This window comes from Candidatus Methylomirabilota bacterium (genome assembly GCA_036002485.1).
GTDB lineage: Bacteria > Methylomirabilota > Methylomirabilia > Rokubacteriales > CSP1-6 > AR37.
Window position 1 is genome coordinate 1 of record DASYTI010000033.1, and the last position, 18,786, is coordinate 18,786.

Here is an 18,786-nt window from a genome sequence, read left to right on the forward strand (position 1 = left end):
GGGGCCTTGCGCGGCTTCTTGTCATCCGCCGTCGGCGGCCTGGGCGCCGAGCCCCACGCGGCGGCCACGGGCTGCACCGCCTGCACGCCCTTCTCGTTCACCGCGCGATGGCACTCCACGCACCAGCCCATGGTCAGCTTCGTCGGCGGTATCGGCATCCCGGAGAGGTTGGCCAGATCATTGACCATGTTCTGCCCCGTCTTGGCATGCACCTGCTCCATGGCCTCGATGCGCCCATGGCAGGTCTGGCACTGGAGCCCCGCCGCGATGTGATTCTTGTGCGGGAACTGCGCGTGCTCGGGAATCTTGAAGATGCGCACCCAGGGGATGGGCTGCTGCTTTTCCCAGTACGCGTGAAGCTTCTGGACCTGCTCGTTGCCCTGGGCGGCCACGATCTTGTGGCACCCCATGCATCGCTCCACCGACGGCAGCCCGGCCGCGCTGCTTCGCCGGGCGCCCGTGTGACAGTACTGGCAGTCCAGCCGGTACGACCCGGCGTGGATGACGTGGCTGAACAGGATGGGCTGGACGGGGCCCTCGCGCTTCTCCGCCACCGGCAGCACCCGCTCCGGCTCGTACGGCGGACTGGCCAGGGTGCGCATATACGCGATGACCTCGTTGATCTGACGATCTCCCAGCTGCGGCTTGAAGGGCGGCATCAGCGCAGACAACCCGACCACCTGGGGCCCATCGGCAATGATCTTGTGCAGAAAGTGATCAGGCAGCGGGTTCATCACCAGCCCGAGCGTGAGGTTTTGCGGCTTGATCGGAAGGTTGGCGCCGCCCGGCCCATCGCCCTGGCCCGTGTCGCCATGGCAGGAGGCGCAGTACTGCGCGTAGGTCTGCTTGCCCCGCTCGAGGATGGCCTTGTCCATGTGAGCCGCGGGCCCACCGCCGGCGCGCTCGACCTTCTTTGAAGAGTCAGCGGAGCCCGCTTTGGGGTCGGAGGGCGCGGTGGCGGCCTGAACGCGATTGGCGGTGATCCTGGCGGCCAAGCTCGGGAACCCGGCCAGCAGCGCGATGAAAGCGACCGCAATGACGAGGCCGGCCGCGGCGGAAGGCCGCAAGAAACGATCCATTCGAGTTTCTCTCCTCCTTTAAACCCGGTACACGATACAGAAATTAGCCGCCGAGGTAAAGACGCTTCACTTCGGGGTCGGCCAGCAACGCGGCGCCGGCTCCCTCGAAGCGGTTCCTGCCGAGCTCGAGGACATAGCCGCGATCGGCCACGGCCAGCGCCTTGGCCGCATTCTGCTCCACCACCACGAGGGTATAGCCCGACTGCTTCATGGCCATGAGCCTCTCGAAGATCAGCGAGACGAATTTGGGAGAGAGCCCCAGCGACGGCTCATCGAGAAGGATGAGCTTGGGACGAGTCATCAGGGCGCGGGCGATGGCCACCATCTGCTGCTCGCCGCCCGACATGGTGCCGGCCTTCTGACGCTGCCGCTCGCTCAGGATGGGAAAGAGGCCGAAGACCTGCTCCTGGGCTTCGCGGAGGCGGCGCCCATCGCGCTCGATATAACCGCCCATCTCGAGGTTCTCCAGCACGGTCATCTGCGGAAAGACGATCCGCCCCTGCGGCACGTAGGCGAGGCCCCGCGGCAGGACCTGATCGGGACGCAGCCCGGTGATCTCCTGGCCGTCGAAGAGGACGCGGCCGGTCGTGACCTTCACGAAGCCGACCATGCTCTTGAGCGCCGTCGACTTGCCGGCGCCATTGGGCCCGATGACGCTGACCATCTCGCCCACGCGTACCTCGAGGGAGACATCGTGGAGAATGGGCATCTTGCCGTAGCCGGCCGTCAGCCCCTGAGCCTGCAGAAGGATGGGGTTCATGGCTCGCGCCGGCAGATGTAGAGGACATGGGGATACGGCAGGATGTCCACCATGAGATGGCGGCGAACGCCGAAGCCGATATCGCTCAGCAGCGCGGTGAGCTCGCCCGCCTCCCAGTAGTGGACGGGGGTAGCCGGGTCCATGATCTTGTCCAGGATCAGGGTGAACCACCGCTTGTAGGCGGGCGTGCGATCCACGTCTTTGATCACGAGCATCCCCTCGGGCGGGAGGACCTTGGCCACTTGCTCGAGGAGAGGCCGGACGGCCTCCACCGGGATATGGTGCACGATGTCGAGCATGTAGACGGCGTCGAACCCCTCCCCGCCACGAAAATCCATGACGTCGCCCACGTCGTAGCGGACATTGGCGAGGCCGAGCCGCCGCGCCGCCGCCTGCGCCATGGCGATTCGGCGCGGATTGCGGTCGAGCCCCTGAAGCCTGACCTCCGGCAGCACGCTGGCGTAGTAGAGCGAGAAGAGGCCGAATCCACAGCCGAGATCGAGCACGCGCCCACGCACGGGCAGATACTGGCCGATCTCGTCCAGAAAGCGCTGGCGGAGGATCCAGAAGCGCCCCCAGCAGTAGCCGCGGACGATCCAATCGTCGTAAGCGCGGATGACTCTAAGAACGGACTCGCTGCGCATAGATCCGATAGCCGTCGCCCTCCACGGCCAGGCGGTAGTCGCCCTGAAGAACGCGCGCGGCGGCCGGCCAGGCGTCCAGCCGAGCATAGCCGGCGCGGCGCCACGTGTCGCGGAAGATCACCACGGCCGCGGGCCGCCCCTCCTCGAGACCGTGCGCGAACTCGGCGCGAAGGGCCTGGATGCGCGGGTCTCCCTCGTCGTGAAAGAAATGGAAGTCGTAGAGGAAGCGCGTGGGCTGGCGAAGGTGCAGGCGCAGGAGCGCGTGAATTCCGCCCTCCGTCACATCCATTACCTGCACGGTTTCCCCCGGGACCACGAGCGGCTCGAGATCGCGCACCAGGGCCGAGACGCGCCGCTCCTTGGCGGCGATCCAGGGCGCATCGGCCGCGTCCACGCCCTTGACGCCCAGAAGAGCCACGACGATCACGAGGAGGCCCAGGCTCGCCGCGCGCGACAGGCGCGGCGCGACGTCCCACCGACGCGGCGTCGCCGGAGAAGCGGGGGCCAGCGCCACGGAGCCAAGAGCGCAGAGAAAGACGGCCAGCGGATAGAGGTGATACTCCCACCCCTTGCCCTGGCTCGCGAAGTGCCAGCCGCCATACACCGCCCCCAGGACGGCGAGGGCGCGCCTGATCCCGTACGGCGCCGCGATGCGATACGCTGCGCCCACGAGGGTGAGGGCCACGAGGCAGGTCCAGATCTGCCAGCCATAGGCATGCCCGCGCATCGTTTGCCAGATCGACTCTCCTCCTACGCGGCTGTAGAGCGGCAGAACATACTCCGTCGCGATGGCGGCGAAGGGCCCGAGCCCGCCGCGAATCGCGAGCCAGCCGAGGACCAGGGCGGGCGCCGCGAGCCCGGTGCCCATCCACACCGCCACCGCGGCGAATGTCGAGCGGCCCCCTCGACGCGAGCCCAGGAGCACGATGGGCGCGCAGGCGAGCCAGAAGCCCGCCACATGGGGCTTGATCGTCATACCGGCGCCCGCGGCGAGGCCGCCCCACACCAGCGGCGCGAGCGCTCCGCCCGTCTCCCAGCCGCGCGCCACGCCCCAGGCCGCGAGGACAAGGCAAAGGGCGAGCAGAAAATCGCGCTGGCCCACCCGCCACGCGCCCCCGGCGAGATGATAGAGAATGAAGAGCAGCGCGGCGCCCAGCCCGCTCCAGTCGTCGCCCATTCGCCGGCAGTATCCCCACAGCGCCACCGCCGTAGCGGCGAGCCAGCTGAGATCGAAGAGCCTCCAGGCCAGGCTCCCTTCGCCCAGCGTCTTGATCACGGCCAGATGGATCAGGTAGATGCCGGGCAGATTCATGTCGAAGACGTCGCGGTACGGCACGAGGCCCTGGGTGGTGAGCCAGGCGACATAGTGCATGAGGGGGGCGTCGTGGATGAGCGGCCAGCCCCGCGAGAGCCAGCCGAGATAGAGGGCAAGCCCGGCGCTAGCGGCCAAAATAGGCTTCAATCACTCGCTCGTCGGTCTGGATGACGCCGGGCGGGCCCTCGGCCAGCTTCTCGCCGTGGTCGAGGACGAAGACCGTCTCGCAGAGTCCCATGACGACCTTCATGTCGTGCTCCACGAGGAGCACGGTCTTGCCCCGGTCGCGCAGCTGCCGCACGGCGTCCAGGAGCTCGTTGAGCAGGGTGCGGTTGACCCCCGCCGCCGGCTCGTCGAGCAGGATGAGGTCCGGGTCGGTCATGAGCACCCGGACGAACTCCACCAGCTTCTGCTGCCCGTAGGAGAGATTGCCCGCGTATTCCCCGGCGAGCCGCTCGAGCTTGACGAAGCGGAGGAGCTCCTCGGCGCGAGCGCGGGCCGGGGCATAGTCATTGGTGGTGACGACGAGGAGATTCTCGAGCGCGGTCAGCTCGGGAAAGACCCGGATGATCTGGAAGGTGCGGCCGATGCCCTCGTGAAAGACCTGATGCGGCTTGAGGCCGTCGATCCGCCGTCCCTTGAAGCGGATCTCGCCCTCGTCGCGCGGCTCGATGCCGGTGATGCAGTTGAACAGCGTGGTCTTGCCCGAGCCATTGGGCCCGATGAGGCCGTAGATGCGGCCGGGCTCGAGGCTGAGCGATACGCGATCCACGGCGGTGACGCCGCCGAAGCGTTTGAGGACCCGGTCCACCTCGAGGATGGGCGGCATCAGCGTAGTGCGTGCCGGCAGTGCGGCGAATGGAGCAGGGGGCATCCCCCGTGGACCACGCTGACTCGCAACCCGCTGCGTCGTCTCGTAAGGGGCCACGAGACTCTAGTCTTGCGCTTCGCCAGCGCGCAGAAGATACGGGTCCACGGGGGATGCCCCCTGCCCCACTCGCCGCCGCGAGCCGACGAACCGCTGCAAGAAGACATTCGTTAGATGGTGCGGGGGAGGTTGTACTTCTGCTGGAGGACGCCGAGGATGCCCCGCGGCATGAGGAGGACGACGGCGACGATGATGGCGCCGAAGAGGAGCTGGTGGAGGTAGATGAAGCGGGCCCACACCAGCTCCTGGAAGGTGAACAGGAGGATGGCGCCCAGCACGGGGCCCCAGATGGTCCCCTTGCCGCCAAAGAGGGCCATCACGATCATGGTGATCGTCGTGATGAGGGGGAAGACGCTGGTGGGCTCGATGTAGCCCTGGTCCCGCGCGGCCAGCCCGCCGACTATCCCGGGCCCCACCGCCGAGAGGAGGAACGCGTAGAGCTTGTAGCGGAAGGTATCGATGCCCATCGCCTCGGCCGCCACCTCATCCTCCCTGATCGTCATGAGACGCAGGCCGAAGCGGGAGGTGATGATCACGTAGGTGAGCCCGGTGACGGCGAGCGCCACCAGACCCATCGCATAGTAGATCGGCACGCTCGCGTGGAGGGTGGGCAGGGAGAGGCCGCTCCCGCCGCCCGTGAGCCCCTCGTAGTAGGACACGATCACGCGTAAAACCTCATTGAGTCCCAGCATGGCGATGGCGAAGTACGGCCCCTTGAGTCTGAGGCATGGCCAGCCGATCACCAGCGCCAGCACCATGGCCATGACGCCGCCGGCCAGGGCGGCCAGGGGCCACGGCCATGCGAGTCGCGTGATCAGGATGCCCGTGCTATACGCGCCCATGCCGAAAAAGGCCACGTGGCCGAACGACACGTACCCCGTGAGCCCCGAGATCAGGTTCCAGGATTGAGCCAGCGCTATCCACATGAAGAGCTGGAGCATGGTGCGGACGCCATAGCCCGTGCCCTGCATCGGGTACAGCGCGAGGGCGAACAGCACGACGGCGAGCCCGACGAAGAACCCGCGCTTCACGAGGAGCGCCCCCCGAGCAGGCCCGTGGGCCTCACCAGCAGCACCAGGACGAGCAGGATATAGGCGACCGCCTCGTTGACCTGGGTGGTGAGGAACAGCGAAGAGAGCTGCTCGATGAGGCCGAGAAGCAGGCCGCCCAGCAGCGCGCCCGGGTAGTTGCCGGCTCCGCCCAGCACGATCACCAGAAACGACTTGAAGGTGTAGACCTGTCCCATCTCGGGCTGAATGGCCACCATCACGGCGATCAAGGTGCCGCCCGCAGCCGCGAGGGCAGCCGCGACGCCAAAGGCCAGCATGTGAATCCCCTGCACGTTGATCCCGCAGACCTGGGCGCCCTCCCGGCTCTGGGACACCGCGCGGACGGCCTTGCCGAGACGGGTCTTTTGCAAGAAATAGAAGGCGCCCGCGGTGATTACGAGGGCAAAGGCACAGGCGATCACGCGAGACTTGGAGAATGCGAAGGGCCCCAGGACGAAGGATCCCGTGAGGTACTCCACGGACCTCAGATCGGAGGTGAAGGCGAGCTGGGTCAGGTTGACGATGGCGATGGAGACGCCGAAGGTGAGGAGCAGGGAAGACAGCTCCGGGGCGTCCACCACCCGTCGCACGAGGAGGCGCTGGAGGACGACGCCCACCACGAACAGCGCCGGCATGGACACGAGCAGCGAGAGATACGGGTTGAGCCCGACCCAGTGGAAGAGCCAGAACGTGGTGTAGGCGCCCAGCATGAGGAGCGGTCCATGGGCCACATTGAGCACCCGCATGACGCCGAAGATGAGCCCCAGGCCCAGGGCCACCATCGCATAGAGCGAGCCGGCCAGGAGGCCCGAGATGACCACCTGGCCGATCATGGTGGGGGTGATGACGACAGTCATGGAGCCTCGCGCGTCGAGAAGGCCCTAACGAGCCGGCGCCCGCCGGAGCTCCGGCGGGCGCCCTGCCTGTGGTGAGCCAAACGATCCTGTGGTCAGCGTTGATTCCACGCGGGAGTGGGGAAGCGCGCCTTGCCGCCGGCCAGGTCATCCGGCCATACCGTCGCTTTCTTGCCGTCCTGCCACTGGAACATGACCATCTTGTGGGCGACCTGGAAGCCGTCCGGGTCCACCTTGTAGTCGCCGAAGAACGTCCGCGTCTCCAGCTTGAGCAGCTGCTCGCGCACCTTGTCGGAGTCCAGGGTGCCCGCGCGCTTGACGCCTTCCGCGTAGATGATGCAGCCGGCATACCCGGCCGCCGAATGATAGACGGGCTCGCGCCCGAACTTTTTCTGGTAGGAGTCGACGAACTCCTTCTGGCCCGGATACGGCAGGGTGGCCTCCCACTGCGTCGAGCCATAGACGTATTCCGCGTTCTGCTTGAGCAGCTCGTAGAACTTGGGAAGGTCGCCGCCCACCGTCACCCCGTACATCTTCGCGTTGACGTTGAGCTCCCTCATCTGGCGGGTGATGGCCACGGCGTCATCGAAGTAGGTGGAGGCCGCGATCACGTCGGGGTTCGCCGCCTTGACCTTGGTCAGGAGCGCCGAGAAGTCGGTGTTGCCCTTCGGGTACGCCTCCTGGAAGACCACCTGCATCCCCTTCTTCTTGGCGATCTCGGCCACGCCCGTCGCGGACGCCTTGGTGAAGAGCGTGTCCTCGTTCAGGATGGCCACGGTCTTGAGCCCGCGCTTGGCGGCAATGTCGATGAGCCCCTCCAGGTACGCCTCCGCGGGCGAGATGACCATGAAGATGTACTTGCGTCCCTTCTTGAAGATGGACGTGGTGGCGGCCAGGGGCGAGACCATGACCTTCTGGTACTTCTCGCTCACGTTGGCCACCGCCTCCGTGATCGGTGAGGAGTACGGCCCCATCACCGCTTCCACCTTGTCCTCGGTGATCAGCTTCTCGTAGAGGCGCACGCCGGTGGCCGGCATGGACTGGTCGTCGTAGAAGACGAACTCGACCTTGCGCCCCAGCAACCCTCCCTTGGCGTTCAAGTGCTCCGCGCACAGCTCGTACCCTTCCTTCTGGTACGTGCCGGGCTGGGCATAGGTGCCCGTCAGCGACAGCGATGCGCCGATCTTGATCGGGGCCTGCGCGTGCGCTTCGGATGCGGCGAAAAGCGCCAGCGCCACGGCGGCGGCGCCCACGAGTTTCCCCAGCGGTATGGTCATCAGAGTCCTCCTCGAGTGGTCCGGAAATGGACCGGGGACAGCTCGAAATGCCCTTTCTTCTAGCAAACTTGCCGTGACCTGTCAAGGTTCCGCGGGCGGCTACTTGAGCGACGTGAAGGTGAACGCGCGAATGATGTGACGCTGGGCCACGATGAAGACCGCCAGCACGGGGGCCACCACGAACATGCTGCCCGCCATGATGACGTGCCAGCGATCGCCGGTGCCCTCCTCGCGCAGCATGGCCACGCCGATGGGCAGCGTGCGCACCGCCTCGCTGGTCGTCATGACGAGCGGCCAGAAGAAGTCGTTCCAGTGGTAGACCACGCTGAACAGCGAGAAGGCCACGAGCGTGGGCCGCGCGATCGGCGCCAGCACGCGGAAGATGATCGTGAAGGTGCCGGCGCCGTCGACGCGGGCGGCGTCCACGATGTCGTCCGACACCTGCAGGAAGGCATCGCGGATCAGGAAGGTCCCGAGCGCGGAGACCGCGTAGGGCACGATGAGCGAAGCATACGTGTTGAGCAGCCCGAGCTTGCTGAACAGCATGTAGAGCGGCACGAAGCGCACCTGTGGCGGCACGATGAGGCAGGCGATCACGATCAGGAAGCACGCATCCCGGCCGCTCCAGCGCAGCTTGCTGAAGGCAAAGCCCGCCAGACAGCCGAAGAAGAGCTGGCAAACGACGATACCCACGGTCTGGATCGCGTTGTTCACGGCGTAGCGCAGGAACGGCCCCGAGGCCCACGCCTTGGCGTAGTTCTCCCAGTGGGGCGGGGCGGGCCAGAGGGCGGGCGGGAACCGGGTCACGCCGGCCATGTCCTTGAGCGACGTGCTGACCATCCACACGTAGGGAAAGACCTCGATGAGCGCCACCAGCGCGAGCGCGGCGAGCGTGAGCGCGCGGATCGACACGCGGCGCCCGCTCACGTGAGGTAGTGGACGCGGCGCCGGAAGGCCAGCCACTGGGCGAAGGTGAGCGCCACGATCACGATGAAGAAGAGCACCACCGCCGCCGACGCCTTGCCGAGCTTGAAGTACTGAAAGGCCTGCTCGTAGATGTAGTACACGTAGATCATCGTCGCGGTGACGGGGCCGCCCTGGGTCATGATCTTCACGATGTCAAAGCCCTGGAAGCTCGTGATCGTCAGGGTGACCACGAGGAAGAGGGTGGTGGGAGTGAGCAGCGGCCACGTAATGTGGCGGAAGCGCTGCCAGCCGCCCGCCCCGTCGAGCGCCGCCGCCTCGTAGAGGTCGCCGGGAATGGCTTGCAGGCCCGCGAGGTAGATCACCATCGGGTAGCCCACCGTTTTCCACACGGTGACGAGCACGAGCGTCCAGAGTGCCCAGCGATGGTCGCCGAGCCAGTTCACGCCTCGCAGGCCGACGAGCCGAAGCACGTAGGCGACCAGGCCGTACTGCGGGTCGAGCAGCCAGATCCAGAGCAGGGACACCGCGACCCAGGAGACGACGTAGGAGCTGAAGATCGACGCCTGCAAGAGCGCGCCCAGGCGCGTGCGGTCGTTCAGAAGCACCGCCAAAACGAGCCCCAGCGTCTGGGACAGCACCACCACTCCCAGGGAGTACTTGACGGTGTTGGTGACGACCTCCCAGAACTCCGTGGAGACGAGCGCGCGGTAGTTCGCGGCGCCCACCCAGCGCGCGGGCATCACGAGGTCCCACTCGTACAGGCTCACCCACGCCGAGTAGGCGACCGGATAGAGGTAGACGAGGGCGAAGAGCAGCAGCGAGGGCGCGGCCAGGGCGTACCCCAGCCGCGCCTCCGCGCGCGCCCGCCTACTGCTGCTTGGCGAGTATCTCGTTGGCCTTGGCCTCTGCCGCCTGCATGATCTCCGCCGCGGTCTTGATGCCGAGCACCGCGGCCTCGAGGTTCGGCTGGATCACTTCCCGCTGGATCTCGATCAGCGCGGGCGTGTACGGAAAGCGTTGCGCCGTCCGGAGCTGGTCGATGGCGGTCTTGTAGTTCGGGTTCTGCTTGTAGAAGGCCTGCATCTCGGGCGAGTTGACGGCCGAGGTGCGGATCGGCATGTAGCCGGTGGCCTTCGACAGCGAGATGGTCTGCGCGGGCTCGGTCATCCACTTGAGAAAGGCCCAGCCGGCTTCCTTCTGGGCCGGGGGCGCGTCTCGGGCGATGACAAAGAAAGTCCCGCCCGTGGGCACCGCTTGCTTGACCTTCCCAGGCAGGAAGGCGGTGCCGAGCTTGAACTTGGCGTTCTCGGTCATGTAGTTGAGGAAGGCCGTCGAGGTGAAGATCATCGCCGCCCGGCCGTTGATGAAATCGGTGTTGGTGACGGTCCAGGCGTTGTAGTCCTTGCCCGGCGGCCGCTTCATCGTCTTGTCCTTGTTGACGAGGTCCACCCAGAACTGGAGAGCCTCCGTCCCCTTGTCGCGGAAGGCGGCCTTCTTGCCGTCGGGCGTCAGCAGCGAGCCGCCCGCCTCGTGGAGCAGCGCGTACCAGAACCACCAGTCCACCGGCACCTCGAAGCCGTACGTCTTGGTCTCGCCGCCCTCGCGCACCGTGAGCTTGGCCGCCGCATCCCGCAGCTCGTCCCACGTGGCCGGCACCTTCACGCCCTTGGCCGCGAGCATGTCGGCGTTGTAGTAGAGGATGGGCGTCGAGCGGAAGAAGGGCAGCGCCATGAGCGGCGCCGCCGGCTTGCCCAGGTAATCGAAATAGGTGTGCTGGGTCTGCCCGGGCAGGTAGTCCTCGAGGTTGGCGCCGTTCGGACCCTTGGCGTAGGGCTCGAGGTTCTCGAAGAGCCCGGAGGCGGCGAGCTGCGGGATGGCCTCGCCGATCACGTGGAACGTGGCGGGCGCGGTCTTGGTCGCCGCGGCGGCGCGGATCTTGGCCAGGGCCTCGAAGTAGTCGCCCTGGAAGGTCCCCTCGATCCTGTACTTGGACTGCGACTCGTTGAACCGCTTGATGTGGGCCTCGGTGACCTCGCGGTTCGTGCCCCCGAAGGAATACCAGAACTGGGCCACGACGGGGCCCTGGGCCGCGGCCGGACCGGCCGCGCCGAGGAATCCGGCAATCATCAGCAGGGCCAGCGCTCGTCTCATCTTCTTGTGCCTCCTCTGGTCTTGGGTGGCTCTCTGGAGCAGACGGCTGCCGCGGCCGCGATGCAGCGGGATTATAGCGCGGGTTCTCCCACGCGATTTGTTGGTGATATGTGAATTGACTGATCGCGCGGGCCCCGCTATTGTGGCCCGGCCATGCTGAGGACGACGCTCGCGGGCAGCCTTCCCAAGCCATCCTGGCTCGCCGATCCGAGCGCTCAGCTCTTCGCGCCGTGGGTGGCCCCGGCCGACCGGTTGCGTGAGGCCCAGGACGACGCCGTGCGCCTGGCCCTCCTCGACCAGGAGGAAGCCGGCCTCGACATCGTCTCCGACGGCGAGCAGCGGCGCCGGCACTACATCTGGGGATTCCTGGATGGCTTGACGGGCACCGATACGGAACGGCTCGGGAAAAAGCGGACGCGGGGCGGCCGCTACGTCGCCGAGCAGGACGTGGCCAGGATCATCGGCGAGGTGACGCGACCGGGGCCCGTCATGGGCTCGGCCCTCGCCTTCGCGAAGGCCCACACGCGGCGCCCGGTCAAGGTCGCTCTGCCGGGTCCCATGACCATGGTCGACACCACGCTCGACGAGCACTACCGCCAGGACGAGGAGAGCCTGGCCATGCGCTTCGCCGCCCTCCTGAACGCCGAGGCCCGCGACCTGACCGCGGCGGGAGCCGACGTGATCCAGTTCGACGAGCCCTGCTTCAACATCTACCTCGACAAGGTGAAGGCCTGGGGGATCCGGGCCCTCGAGGCGGCCATCGACGGCGTGAGCTGCACGACGGCCATCCATATCTGCTACAGCTATGGAATCCCCCGCGTCCTCGCCTGGAAGCACAAGAACACGGAATGGGGCCAGTACGCGGTCACCCTCCCCCTGCTTCGCGAGACGCGGATCAATCAGATCTCCGTCGAGTGCGCGGCCTCTGGGGTCGACGTGGCCCTCCTGGCGGAGGCGCGCGGGAAGGACATCCTCCTCGGCGTCATCGACGTGGGCACCGAGGAGGTCGAGTCGCCCGCCCTCGTGGCCGAGCGCATCAGGAAGGCGCTCCCGTACGTGGATGCCGGGCGCCTCTTTCCCTGCACGGATTGCGGGCTGGTGCCCCGCAGCCGGGAGTCGGCGCGAGGAAAGCTCCGGGCTCTCGTGGAGGGCGCGCGGCTCGTCCGCCGCGAGCGGGGAGCCGTGACCTGAGAGTCGCCGTCCTCGGCCGACGACGTGATGCGCGACCGGAGCGCGCTTGACAACGCTTCCGCCGCGATTCTAGAGTCTGCCAGCCCCATCACCCAGTCACCGTGCAAGGAGGCACTGGCCATGCGACGATTCCTTGTCCTCGCCCTCGTGTCAGGGATGCTTCTCGTCGCCGCCCCCGCACCCGCCGCGGCGCAGGACACGCTCAAGATCGGCGCGCCCCAGCCCATGACCGGCCCCGACGCGCCGTTTGGCGACAAGTTCAAGAAGGCGTACGGGATGGCCGTCGAGGAGATCAACGCCAAGGGCGGCGTCAACGGCAAGAAGATCGAGGTGATCATCGACGACCACCAGGCCAAGAACGCGCTGGCCGCCACGGTGGCCGAGAAGCTGATCACCCAGACCAAGGTACTCGTTCTCACCGGAGGCCGCGCCTCGGGTCAGGCCGTGGAGATCGCCTCCGTGGCCCAGAGGCTCAAGACGCCGTACGTGGTCGATCACCCGTCGGCCGACATCATCACCTCGAAGGGCTTCGAGTGGGTGTTCCGGAACAACCCCACGGGGTCCATCTACCCGCAGGCCTTCAACAAGTTCATCACGGAAGTGCCGGGGGCCATGCCGAAGTCCGCCGCCGTGGTCTACGACAACACGGTCTTCGGCAAGACCATCGCGAACTCCGCCATGACCTTCCTCAAGTCCAAGAACGTGCCAATCGTCAATGACGAGGCCTACCCGGTCAACAGTCTCGACTTCAAACCGCTGATGACCAAGGTCAAGGCCGGCAATCCGGACTTCCTGCTCATGGTCGCGGTGGCGACCACGGACGCCATCCTCCTCACCAAGCACGCCAAGGAGATCGGGGTGGCCCCGCGGGCCTTCGTCGGATTCGGCGGCGGGTTCGGGGTCGAGGACCTCGCCAAGGAGCTGGGGCCGCAGAGCCAGAACGTCTTCTCCTCGGCCGCGTGGTCGGGCAATCCCAACGACCCGACCGTGAAGGAGTTCTACAAGAAGTTCCACGACAAGTACGGCATCTGGCCCAAGGAGCACGAGGTCGAAGGCTACGCCATCGTCTACGTGATCGCCGACGCGCTGCGGCGCTCGTCGCTCGGCGGCAATCTGGACGCCGATCGCGAGACCATCCGCCAGGCGCTGCTCAAGACGGACATGACCACCGTGTTCGGAAAGGTCAAGTTCGGGAACTGGGCCGGCCCGCTCGGCGACAAGTACACGAACCAGAACATCTACTCCCCCGATCATTCGGTGCTCGCGCAGTGGCTGGACGGCAAGCTCCAGAACGTCTGGCCCAAGTCCAACGCCGAAACCAACTACGTCTTCCCGGACAACACGGTCAAGCGCTGACGCCTCCTCCCGCCTCCGCCCGCTTCTCGGCCGAGAAGCAGGCGGAGGGCGGACCATCGTCGTGGACACCTTCTTTCAGAGTCTGGTCAGCGGCGTTCTGACCGGCTCGCTCTACGCCATGATCGGCGTGGGGCTGACCGTGGTCTTCGGCGTCATGCGCATCATCAACCTGGCCCACGGCGACCTCGTGATGCTCGGCATGTACGGGGCCTTCTGGAGCCACGTCCTGTGGCGGATCGATCCCTTCATCTCCCTCGTGCTCTGGGTTCCCCTCATGTTCCTGGGGGGGACGCTCGTCTATCGCTTCCTCCTGCGCTCGATCATCCCCGGGGGAGAGCTCAATACCCTGCTCTACACGGCGGGCTTCTCTCTTCTCATCGCCAACGTCGCGCTCTTCTCGTGGACGGGCGACTACCGCACGATCAAGCTGCCCTACGCGATCACGCCTCTCCGACCGTTCGGCATCGCCGTGCCGATCCCCCTGGCCCTCGCTTTCGCCCTGGCCACCGCCATCACGCTGGCCCTCTACCTCTTCCTCGCTCGTACCGACCTCGGCCGCGCCATCCGCGCCACCAGTCAGAACCCCGAGGCGGCGGCCTTGATGGGGATCGACGCCGGGCGCGTCAGCATGGTCACCTTCGGTCTGGGGAGTGCCCTCGCCGGGGCCGCGGGAATCCTCCTGGCGCCTTCGCTGTACCTCTACCCGACGGTGGGAGAGATCCTCATCGCCAAATGCTTCGTCATCGTGGTTCTCGGCGGCCTCGGCTCCGTGGCCGGAGCCATCGCGGGAGGGATCCTCCTCGGCCTCGTCGAGTCACTGGGCGCCGTGTACGTCTCCGTGGCCTACAAGGACACCATCGGCTTCGTCATCTTCCTGCTCGTGCTGCTCTTCCGCCCCTCGGGCCTCTTCGGCGTCGGCAAATCGTGAGCCGCGCGGCCGCCGTCGCCCTCGTCGTCATCCTCATGATGGCACCGCCGTTGCTCACGGCAAACTCTTTCCTCCTCCACCTGGGCATCACCATGCTGCTGTGGACGCTGCTCGGCGCGTCGTGGAATCTCCTCGGCGGCTTCGCGGGCCAGGTCTCTTTCGGGCACGCGACCTTCTTCGGAGTGGGCGCCTACGCCACCATGCTGCTCTACCTCCGCCTCGGCCTGGCCCCGTGGTACGGGCTGGCCCTGGGCGGCCTCGCGGCGATGCTCGTCTCGCTGCCCATCGGACTGATCTGTTTCCGCCTCCGGGGGCCTTACTTCTCGCTGTCCACCCTCGCGGTGGCGGAGATCGTGAGACTGGTGGCCCTCAACTGGGAAGCGCTCACCAACGGTCCCGTGGGTCTCTTGATCACGGGGCTGCCGAGCGTGGCCCTGGGCGGGCGGGTCATCAACTGGGAGAGCAAGCTCCCTTTCTATTGCGTCATCGCCGCTCTGGCCGCGCTGGCCATGGCCGCGACCCGGCAACTCTCACGCGCGAGGCTGGGCGCCTATCTGGTGGCCATCCGCGAAGATGAAGACGCCGCGGAGGCAATCGGGATCGACACGGTGCGAGCCAAGGTGCTCACCCTCGCCCTCTCCGCCTTCTTCACGGGGCTGGGGGGCGGCTTCTACGGCTTCTACTACCGTTACGTGGACCCGGATGCCGTGTTTCCCATCGCGCTCTCCGTGGAGATGGTCTTCATCGCGGTGGTGGGCGGGCTTTCCACCGTGGTGGGCCCGGTGATCGGGGCCGTGTTCCTCACCAGCATCGGCGAGCTGTTCCGCGAGCGCTTCCAGGTCGGCCACCTGATCTTCTACGGGCTGTTCATGATGCTCGCGATCCGTTATCTGCCCGAAGGGATATGGGGCAGTCTGCGGCGCGCCTTGGCGGGCCGTCCGAGAGCCGAGCCTTGGCGCTCCTGACCGTCATCGATCTGACCCGCGACTTCGGCGGTCTCCGCGCCGTGGCCGGCTTCTCCTTCCAGGTCGAGGGCGGGGAGATTCTGGGGCTCATCGGGCCCAATGGCGCGGGCAAGACCACGGTCTTCAACTTGATCACCGGCTTCCTGCGCCCGACATCGGGTCAGATACTAATCGAGCGACGGAGCATCGTCGGCCTGCGGCCTCATGCCGTCATCCGGCAGGGCATTGCCCGGACCTTCCAGGTGGTGAAGCCTTTCCCCAAGCTCTCCGTGAGAGAGAACGTCACCCTGGCCGCTTTCACCCACGAGCGGACACGGCGGCGCGCGGAAGCTGTGGCCTCTGGCCTCCTGGAACGCGTGGGACTGGGAGACCGGCTGGGCACCCCCGCCGCCGATCTCACCCTGAGCGGGCAGAAGCGCCTCGAGATCGCGCGGGCCCTGGCCACCCGCCCGAGGGTCCTTCTCCTCGACGAGCCCATGGGAGGCCTCAATCCTCGCGAGGTGGACGAGGCGTCAGCTCTCGTCAAGGGGATACGCGCCGACGGCGTCGCCGTCGTCCTCGTCGAGCACGTGATGAAGGCCATCATGCGCATCTCCGATCGCGTGGTGGTGATTCACCACGGGGAGAAGATCGCGGATGGCGCGCCGGATCGCGTGGTCCAGGACCCGAGCGTGATCGCGGCCTACCTCGGCACGCGGAGAAGCTGACATGCTGCGTGTGGAAGACCTCGAGGTCGCCTATGGCAAGATCCAAGCGCTCTGGGGTGTGACGTTCGAGATTTCGGAAGGTGAGATCGTCGCCCTGGTGGGCGCAAACGGCGCCGGCAAGACCACCACGCTCAAGACTCTCTCCGGCCTCCTTCGCCCCCAGAGGGGGCAGATGTCCCTGGACGAGCGCCGGCTCGACCACCTCTCCCCCGCGGAAATCGTGGAGCTGGGCCTCGTGCACGTGCCGGAGGGGCGGAAGCTCTTCCCCGAGATGACCGTGCTCGACAACCTCCTGATCGGGGGTTACCCGCGCACGGCCCGGCCCGAGCGCCCTCGCCGGCTCGAGGAGGTCTTCGCGATCTTCCCGACGCTGGCCGAGCGCCGCCGACAGCTCGCGGGCACCCTCTCGGGCGGCGAGCAGCAGATGGTCGCCATCGGCCGAGGACTCATGGCCGGCCCTCGCCTCCTCATGCTCGACGAGCCATCGCTCGGGCTCGCCCCCATCATGGTCGAGGAGATGTTCCGCGTGATCGGAGACATCAACCGGGCCGGCGTGACGGTGCTTCTGGTCGAGCAGAACATCGAGCATGCCCTTGCTCTTGCCCACCGGGGCTTCGTCCTCGAGTCGGGCCGGATGGTCCTGTCAGGGACGGGTCAGGATCTGCTGGCGAGCGCGCGTGTGCGCGAAGCCTATCTCGGGCTCTGAGTCTTCTTCGGTTCTGGGGGGGAGCGAGCCACGCTCCTCCCCCAGACCCCCCCACGGCTCCGTGATGGGGCTGGGAATGGCTTGACGTGATGCCCGGGAACGGGAATCATGCCGGGGTCATGGCCAAAGACGTGCGCCCCCTGCACCACGCCGACCGCCGACGGGACGTGATGATGCCCTACGCGCCGGCCCTGCTCGTCCGCCGCGGGAGCCTGGTCTTCCTCTCGGGTGTCACCGCGGCGCCCGTCTACCACAGCCATCCGCACCGCGAGGAGGAGTTCGACCTGCCCCAGACCATGCGCGAGCAGGCCGTGCTCGCCATGGAGAACCTGAAAAAGACGCTCGAGGCTGCGGGCTGCACGCTGGGCGACATGGTGTCCGCCACGCGCTATCTCACCGACGTGAGCGAGCAGGACGATCTCAACCGGGTCTGGGCCGATTATCTGGCCGGGCACCTGCCGACCACGACCACCGTGGAGGTCTCGAGGCTCGCCACCCATCGCAACTGCAAGATCGAGATCAGCGCCATCGCCGTCGCCGACTCCGCGCCACCCGAGAAGCCCCGCAGACGCCGGATCGCGCGACGCGCTCCGAAAGGACGACGCCAGTGACGCTTGGCTTTGTCGGGCTGGGCGCCATGGGCGGACGGATGGCCAAGCGGCTGCTCGACGCCCGCTTGCCCCTCGTGGGCTACAACCGCACCGCCGCCAAGGCCCAGGGGCTCGTGGATGCCGGCATGCACCTCGCGAAATCCCCGCGCGAGGTGGCGGAACAAGCGGACGTGATCTTCACCATGGTCACCGACTCGGCGGCGCTCGAGGCGGTGACGAGCGGGCCCGATGGGATTCTGGCCGGCCTCGGGCCGGGCAAGATCTATGTCGAGATGAGCACGGTCAGCCCAGATCTGACGCGCCGGCTCGGTGGCGAGGTTGCCGCGCGCGGGGCGGCCATGCTCGATGCCCCGGTGTCAGGCAGCGCCATCACTCTGGAGGCCGGCCAGCTCGCCTTCATGGTCGGCGGCGAGCCGTCCGTCCTCGAGCGCGTGCGCCCCTATCTCCTCGCCATCGGCCCGACCATCACCCATGTGGGCCCGCTGGGCCTTGCCGTGACCATGAAGATCGCCGTCAATCTCGGGCTGGCCGTCCAGATGCTCGCCTTCTCTGAAGCCGTCTTGCTCGCCGAGAAGGCCGGCATCGCGCGCGAGCGGGCCGTCGAGGCGCTCATGAAGAGCGTGGTCGCCTCGCCAATGGTCAAGTACCGCGGTCCCTTCGTTCTCGGCATGCCCGCCGAGGCGCTCTTCGACGTCAACATGATGCAGAAGGACTTGCGCCTGGCCCTCGACCTCGCCCACACCTCCGGCGTGACCATGCCCTCGACGACCCTCACCCACGAGGTGCTCAACATGGCGCGTGGTCTCGGACTCGCTCAGTACGACTTCGCGGTGATGTTCGACGCGCTGGCGAATCTTTCCGGCCTCCCCCCGAGCAAGAAGGAATGATTCTGCTATCCTGAGAGGGGAGACGAGGGCGATGACCGAGCGCAAGCCTCCGGGCACCTCGTGGGAGTCGTGGATCGAGCAGCAGATTCAGCGCGCCCGGGAAGAGGGCGAATTCGATCACCTTCCCGGGGCGGGCAAGCCATTGCCCGATCTCACGGCGCCCTATGATCCCCTGTGGTGGCAGAAGAAGCTCATGCAGAGAGAGCAGATATCGGCGTTGCCCACGGCGCTCGAGCTTCTGCGAAAAGTCGAAACCGAGCTGGCGGCGCTCCCGCGGCTACGTGACGAAGCCGAGGTCAGGCGGCGGCTGCAGACCCTCAACGCCGAGATCGCCAAGGTGAACTCACGAGGCGCCGAAGGGCCTCCCTCTCGCCTGGGCCCTCTGGATGTCGAGGCCGTCGTGGCGGAGTGGCGCGCCCGCTCGCCGATCGAACGCTCCTCCAGCTAGGAG

Annotated in this window: 20 protein-coding genes; 9 read left to right on the plus strand and 11 right to left on the minus strand. The window is 67.0% G+C overall.

Features of this window, described 5'->3' with window-relative positions; all coding sequences use genetic code 11:
• The 11 genes from VGT00_03570 to VGT00_03620 all read right to left on the minus strand — a co-directional run.
• The coding region (locus VGT00_03570) for a c-type cytochrome (GenBank protein ID HEV8530477.1) at nt 1–1,079 on the minus strand (1,079 nt) is incomplete at its 3' end.
• Nucleotides 1,080–1,122: 43 nt separating this feature from the next.
• A complete protein-coding gene (locus VGT00_03575; protein HEV8530478.1) occupies nt 1,123–1,839 on the minus strand; it encodes an ABC transporter ATP-binding protein in 717 nt (238 codons plus the stop codon).
• Nucleotides 1,836–2,483, minus strand: a complete 648-nt coding sequence (locus VGT00_03580; protein ID HEV8530479.1) for a class I SAM-dependent methyltransferase — start codon at nt 2,481–2,483, stop codon at nt 1,836–1,838. The genes VGT00_03575 and VGT00_03580 overlap by 4 nt, the downstream gene beginning before the upstream one ends.
• Nucleotides 2,461–3,933 (minus strand): glycosyltransferase family 39 protein, encoded by a 1,473-nt coding sequence (locus VGT00_03585; protein ID HEV8530480.1) that lies wholly within the window; start codon nt 3,931–3,933, stop codon nt 2,461–2,463. Before VGT00_03585 ends, VGT00_03580 begins: the two co-directional genes overlap by 23 nt.
• On the minus strand, nt 3,923–4,627 hold the full coding sequence (locus VGT00_03590) for an ABC transporter ATP-binding protein (protein HEV8530481.1): 705 nt from the start codon (nt 4,625–4,627) through the stop codon (nt 3,923–3,925). Before VGT00_03590 ends, VGT00_03585 begins: the two co-directional genes overlap by 11 nt.
• Before the next feature lie 209 nt (nt 4,628–4,836).
• The gene (locus VGT00_03595) at nt 4,837–5,757 is read right to left on the minus strand and encodes a branched-chain amino acid ABC transporter permease (GenBank protein ID HEV8530482.1); all 921 of its coding nucleotides are present in this window, start codon (nt 5,755–5,757) and stop codon (nt 4,837–4,839) included.
• Nucleotides 5,754–6,632, minus strand: a complete 879-nt coding sequence (locus tag VGT00_03600; GenBank protein HEV8530483.1) for a branched-chain amino acid ABC transporter permease — start codon at nt 6,630–6,632, stop codon at nt 5,754–5,756. The genes VGT00_03595 and VGT00_03600 overlap by 4 nt, the downstream gene beginning before the upstream one ends.
• Nucleotides 6,633–6,724: 92 nt before the next feature.
• Nucleotides 6,725–7,906, minus strand: a complete 1,182-nt coding sequence (locus tag VGT00_03605) for an amino acid ABC transporter substrate-binding protein (GenBank protein HEV8530484.1) — start codon at nt 7,904–7,906, stop codon at nt 6,725–6,727.
• 99 nt (nt 7,907–8,005) lie between these two features.
• Nucleotides 8,006–8,818, minus strand: coding sequence for a carbohydrate ABC transporter permease (locus VGT00_03610; GenBank protein ID HEV8530485.1), 813 nt, complete (start codon nt 8,816–8,818; stop codon nt 8,006–8,008).
• A gap of 11 nt (nt 8,819–8,829) precedes the next feature.
• On the minus strand, nt 8,830–9,600 hold the full coding sequence (locus tag VGT00_03615; GenBank protein HEV8530486.1) for a sugar ABC transporter permease: 771 nt from the start codon (nt 9,598–9,600) through the stop codon (nt 8,830–8,832).
• 100 nt (nt 9,601–9,700) lie between these two features.
• The gene (locus tag VGT00_03620) at nt 9,701–10,984 is read right to left on the minus strand and encodes an ABC transporter substrate-binding protein (GenBank protein ID HEV8530487.1); all 1,284 of its coding nucleotides are present in this window, start codon (nt 10,982–10,984) and stop codon (nt 9,701–9,703) included.
• Nucleotides 10,985–11,137: 153 nt separating this feature from the next.
• Here VGT00_03620 and VGT00_03625 point away from each other — a divergent pair, with 153 nt between their 5' ends.
• The 9 genes from VGT00_03625 to VGT00_03665 all read left to right on the plus strand — a co-directional run bounded on the left by VGT00_03625 (nt 11,138) and on the right by VGT00_03665 (nt 18,783).
• A complete protein-coding gene (locus tag VGT00_03625) occupies nt 11,138–12,175 on the plus strand; it encodes a methionine synthase (GenBank protein HEV8530488.1) in 1,038 nt (345 codons plus the stop codon).
• 120 nt (nt 12,176–12,295) lie between these two features.
• Nucleotides 12,296–13,531, plus strand: a complete 1,236-nt coding sequence (locus VGT00_03630; GenBank protein HEV8530489.1) for an ABC transporter substrate-binding protein — start codon at nt 12,296–12,298, stop codon at nt 13,529–13,531.
• 61 nt (nt 13,532–13,592) lie between these two features.
• Nucleotides 13,593–14,459, plus strand: a complete 867-nt coding sequence (locus tag VGT00_03635; GenBank protein ID HEV8530490.1) for a branched-chain amino acid ABC transporter permease — start codon at nt 13,593–13,595, stop codon at nt 14,457–14,459.
• Nucleotides 14,456–15,424: a branched-chain amino acid ABC transporter permease gene (locus VGT00_03640; protein HEV8530491.1), complete on the plus strand. Its 969-nt coding sequence runs from the start codon at nt 14,456–14,458 to the stop codon at nt 15,422–15,424. The genes VGT00_03635 and VGT00_03640 overlap by 4 nt, the downstream gene beginning before the upstream one ends.
• The gene (locus VGT00_03645; GenBank protein ID HEV8530492.1) at nt 15,412–16,131 is read left to right on the plus strand and encodes an ABC transporter ATP-binding protein; all 720 of its coding nucleotides are present in this window, start codon (nt 15,412–15,414) and stop codon (nt 16,129–16,131) included. The genes VGT00_03640 and VGT00_03645 overlap by 13 nt, the downstream gene beginning before the upstream one ends.
• Nucleotide 16,132: 1 nt before the next feature.
• Nucleotides 16,133–16,837: an ABC transporter ATP-binding protein gene (locus VGT00_03650; GenBank protein ID HEV8530493.1), complete on the plus strand. Its 705-nt coding sequence runs from the start codon at nt 16,133–16,135 to the stop codon at nt 16,835–16,837.
• 119 nt (nt 16,838–16,956) lie between these two features.
• The gene (locus VGT00_03655) at nt 16,957–17,448 is read left to right on the plus strand and encodes a RidA family protein (GenBank protein HEV8530494.1); all 492 of its coding nucleotides are present in this window, start codon (nt 16,957–16,959) and stop codon (nt 17,446–17,448) included.
• Complete coding sequence (locus VGT00_03660; protein ID HEV8530495.1) at nt 17,445–18,335, plus strand: NAD(P)-dependent oxidoreductase; 891 nt, start codon at nt 17,445–17,447, stop codon at nt 18,333–18,335. Before VGT00_03655 ends, VGT00_03660 begins: the two co-directional genes overlap by 4 nt.
• Nucleotides 18,336–18,366: 31 nt before the next feature.
• Complete coding sequence (locus VGT00_03665) at nt 18,367–18,783, plus strand: DUF1992 domain-containing protein (GenBank protein ID HEV8530496.1); 417 nt, start codon at nt 18,367–18,369, stop codon at nt 18,781–18,783.
• Nucleotides 18,784–18,786 lie beyond the last annotated feature (3 nt).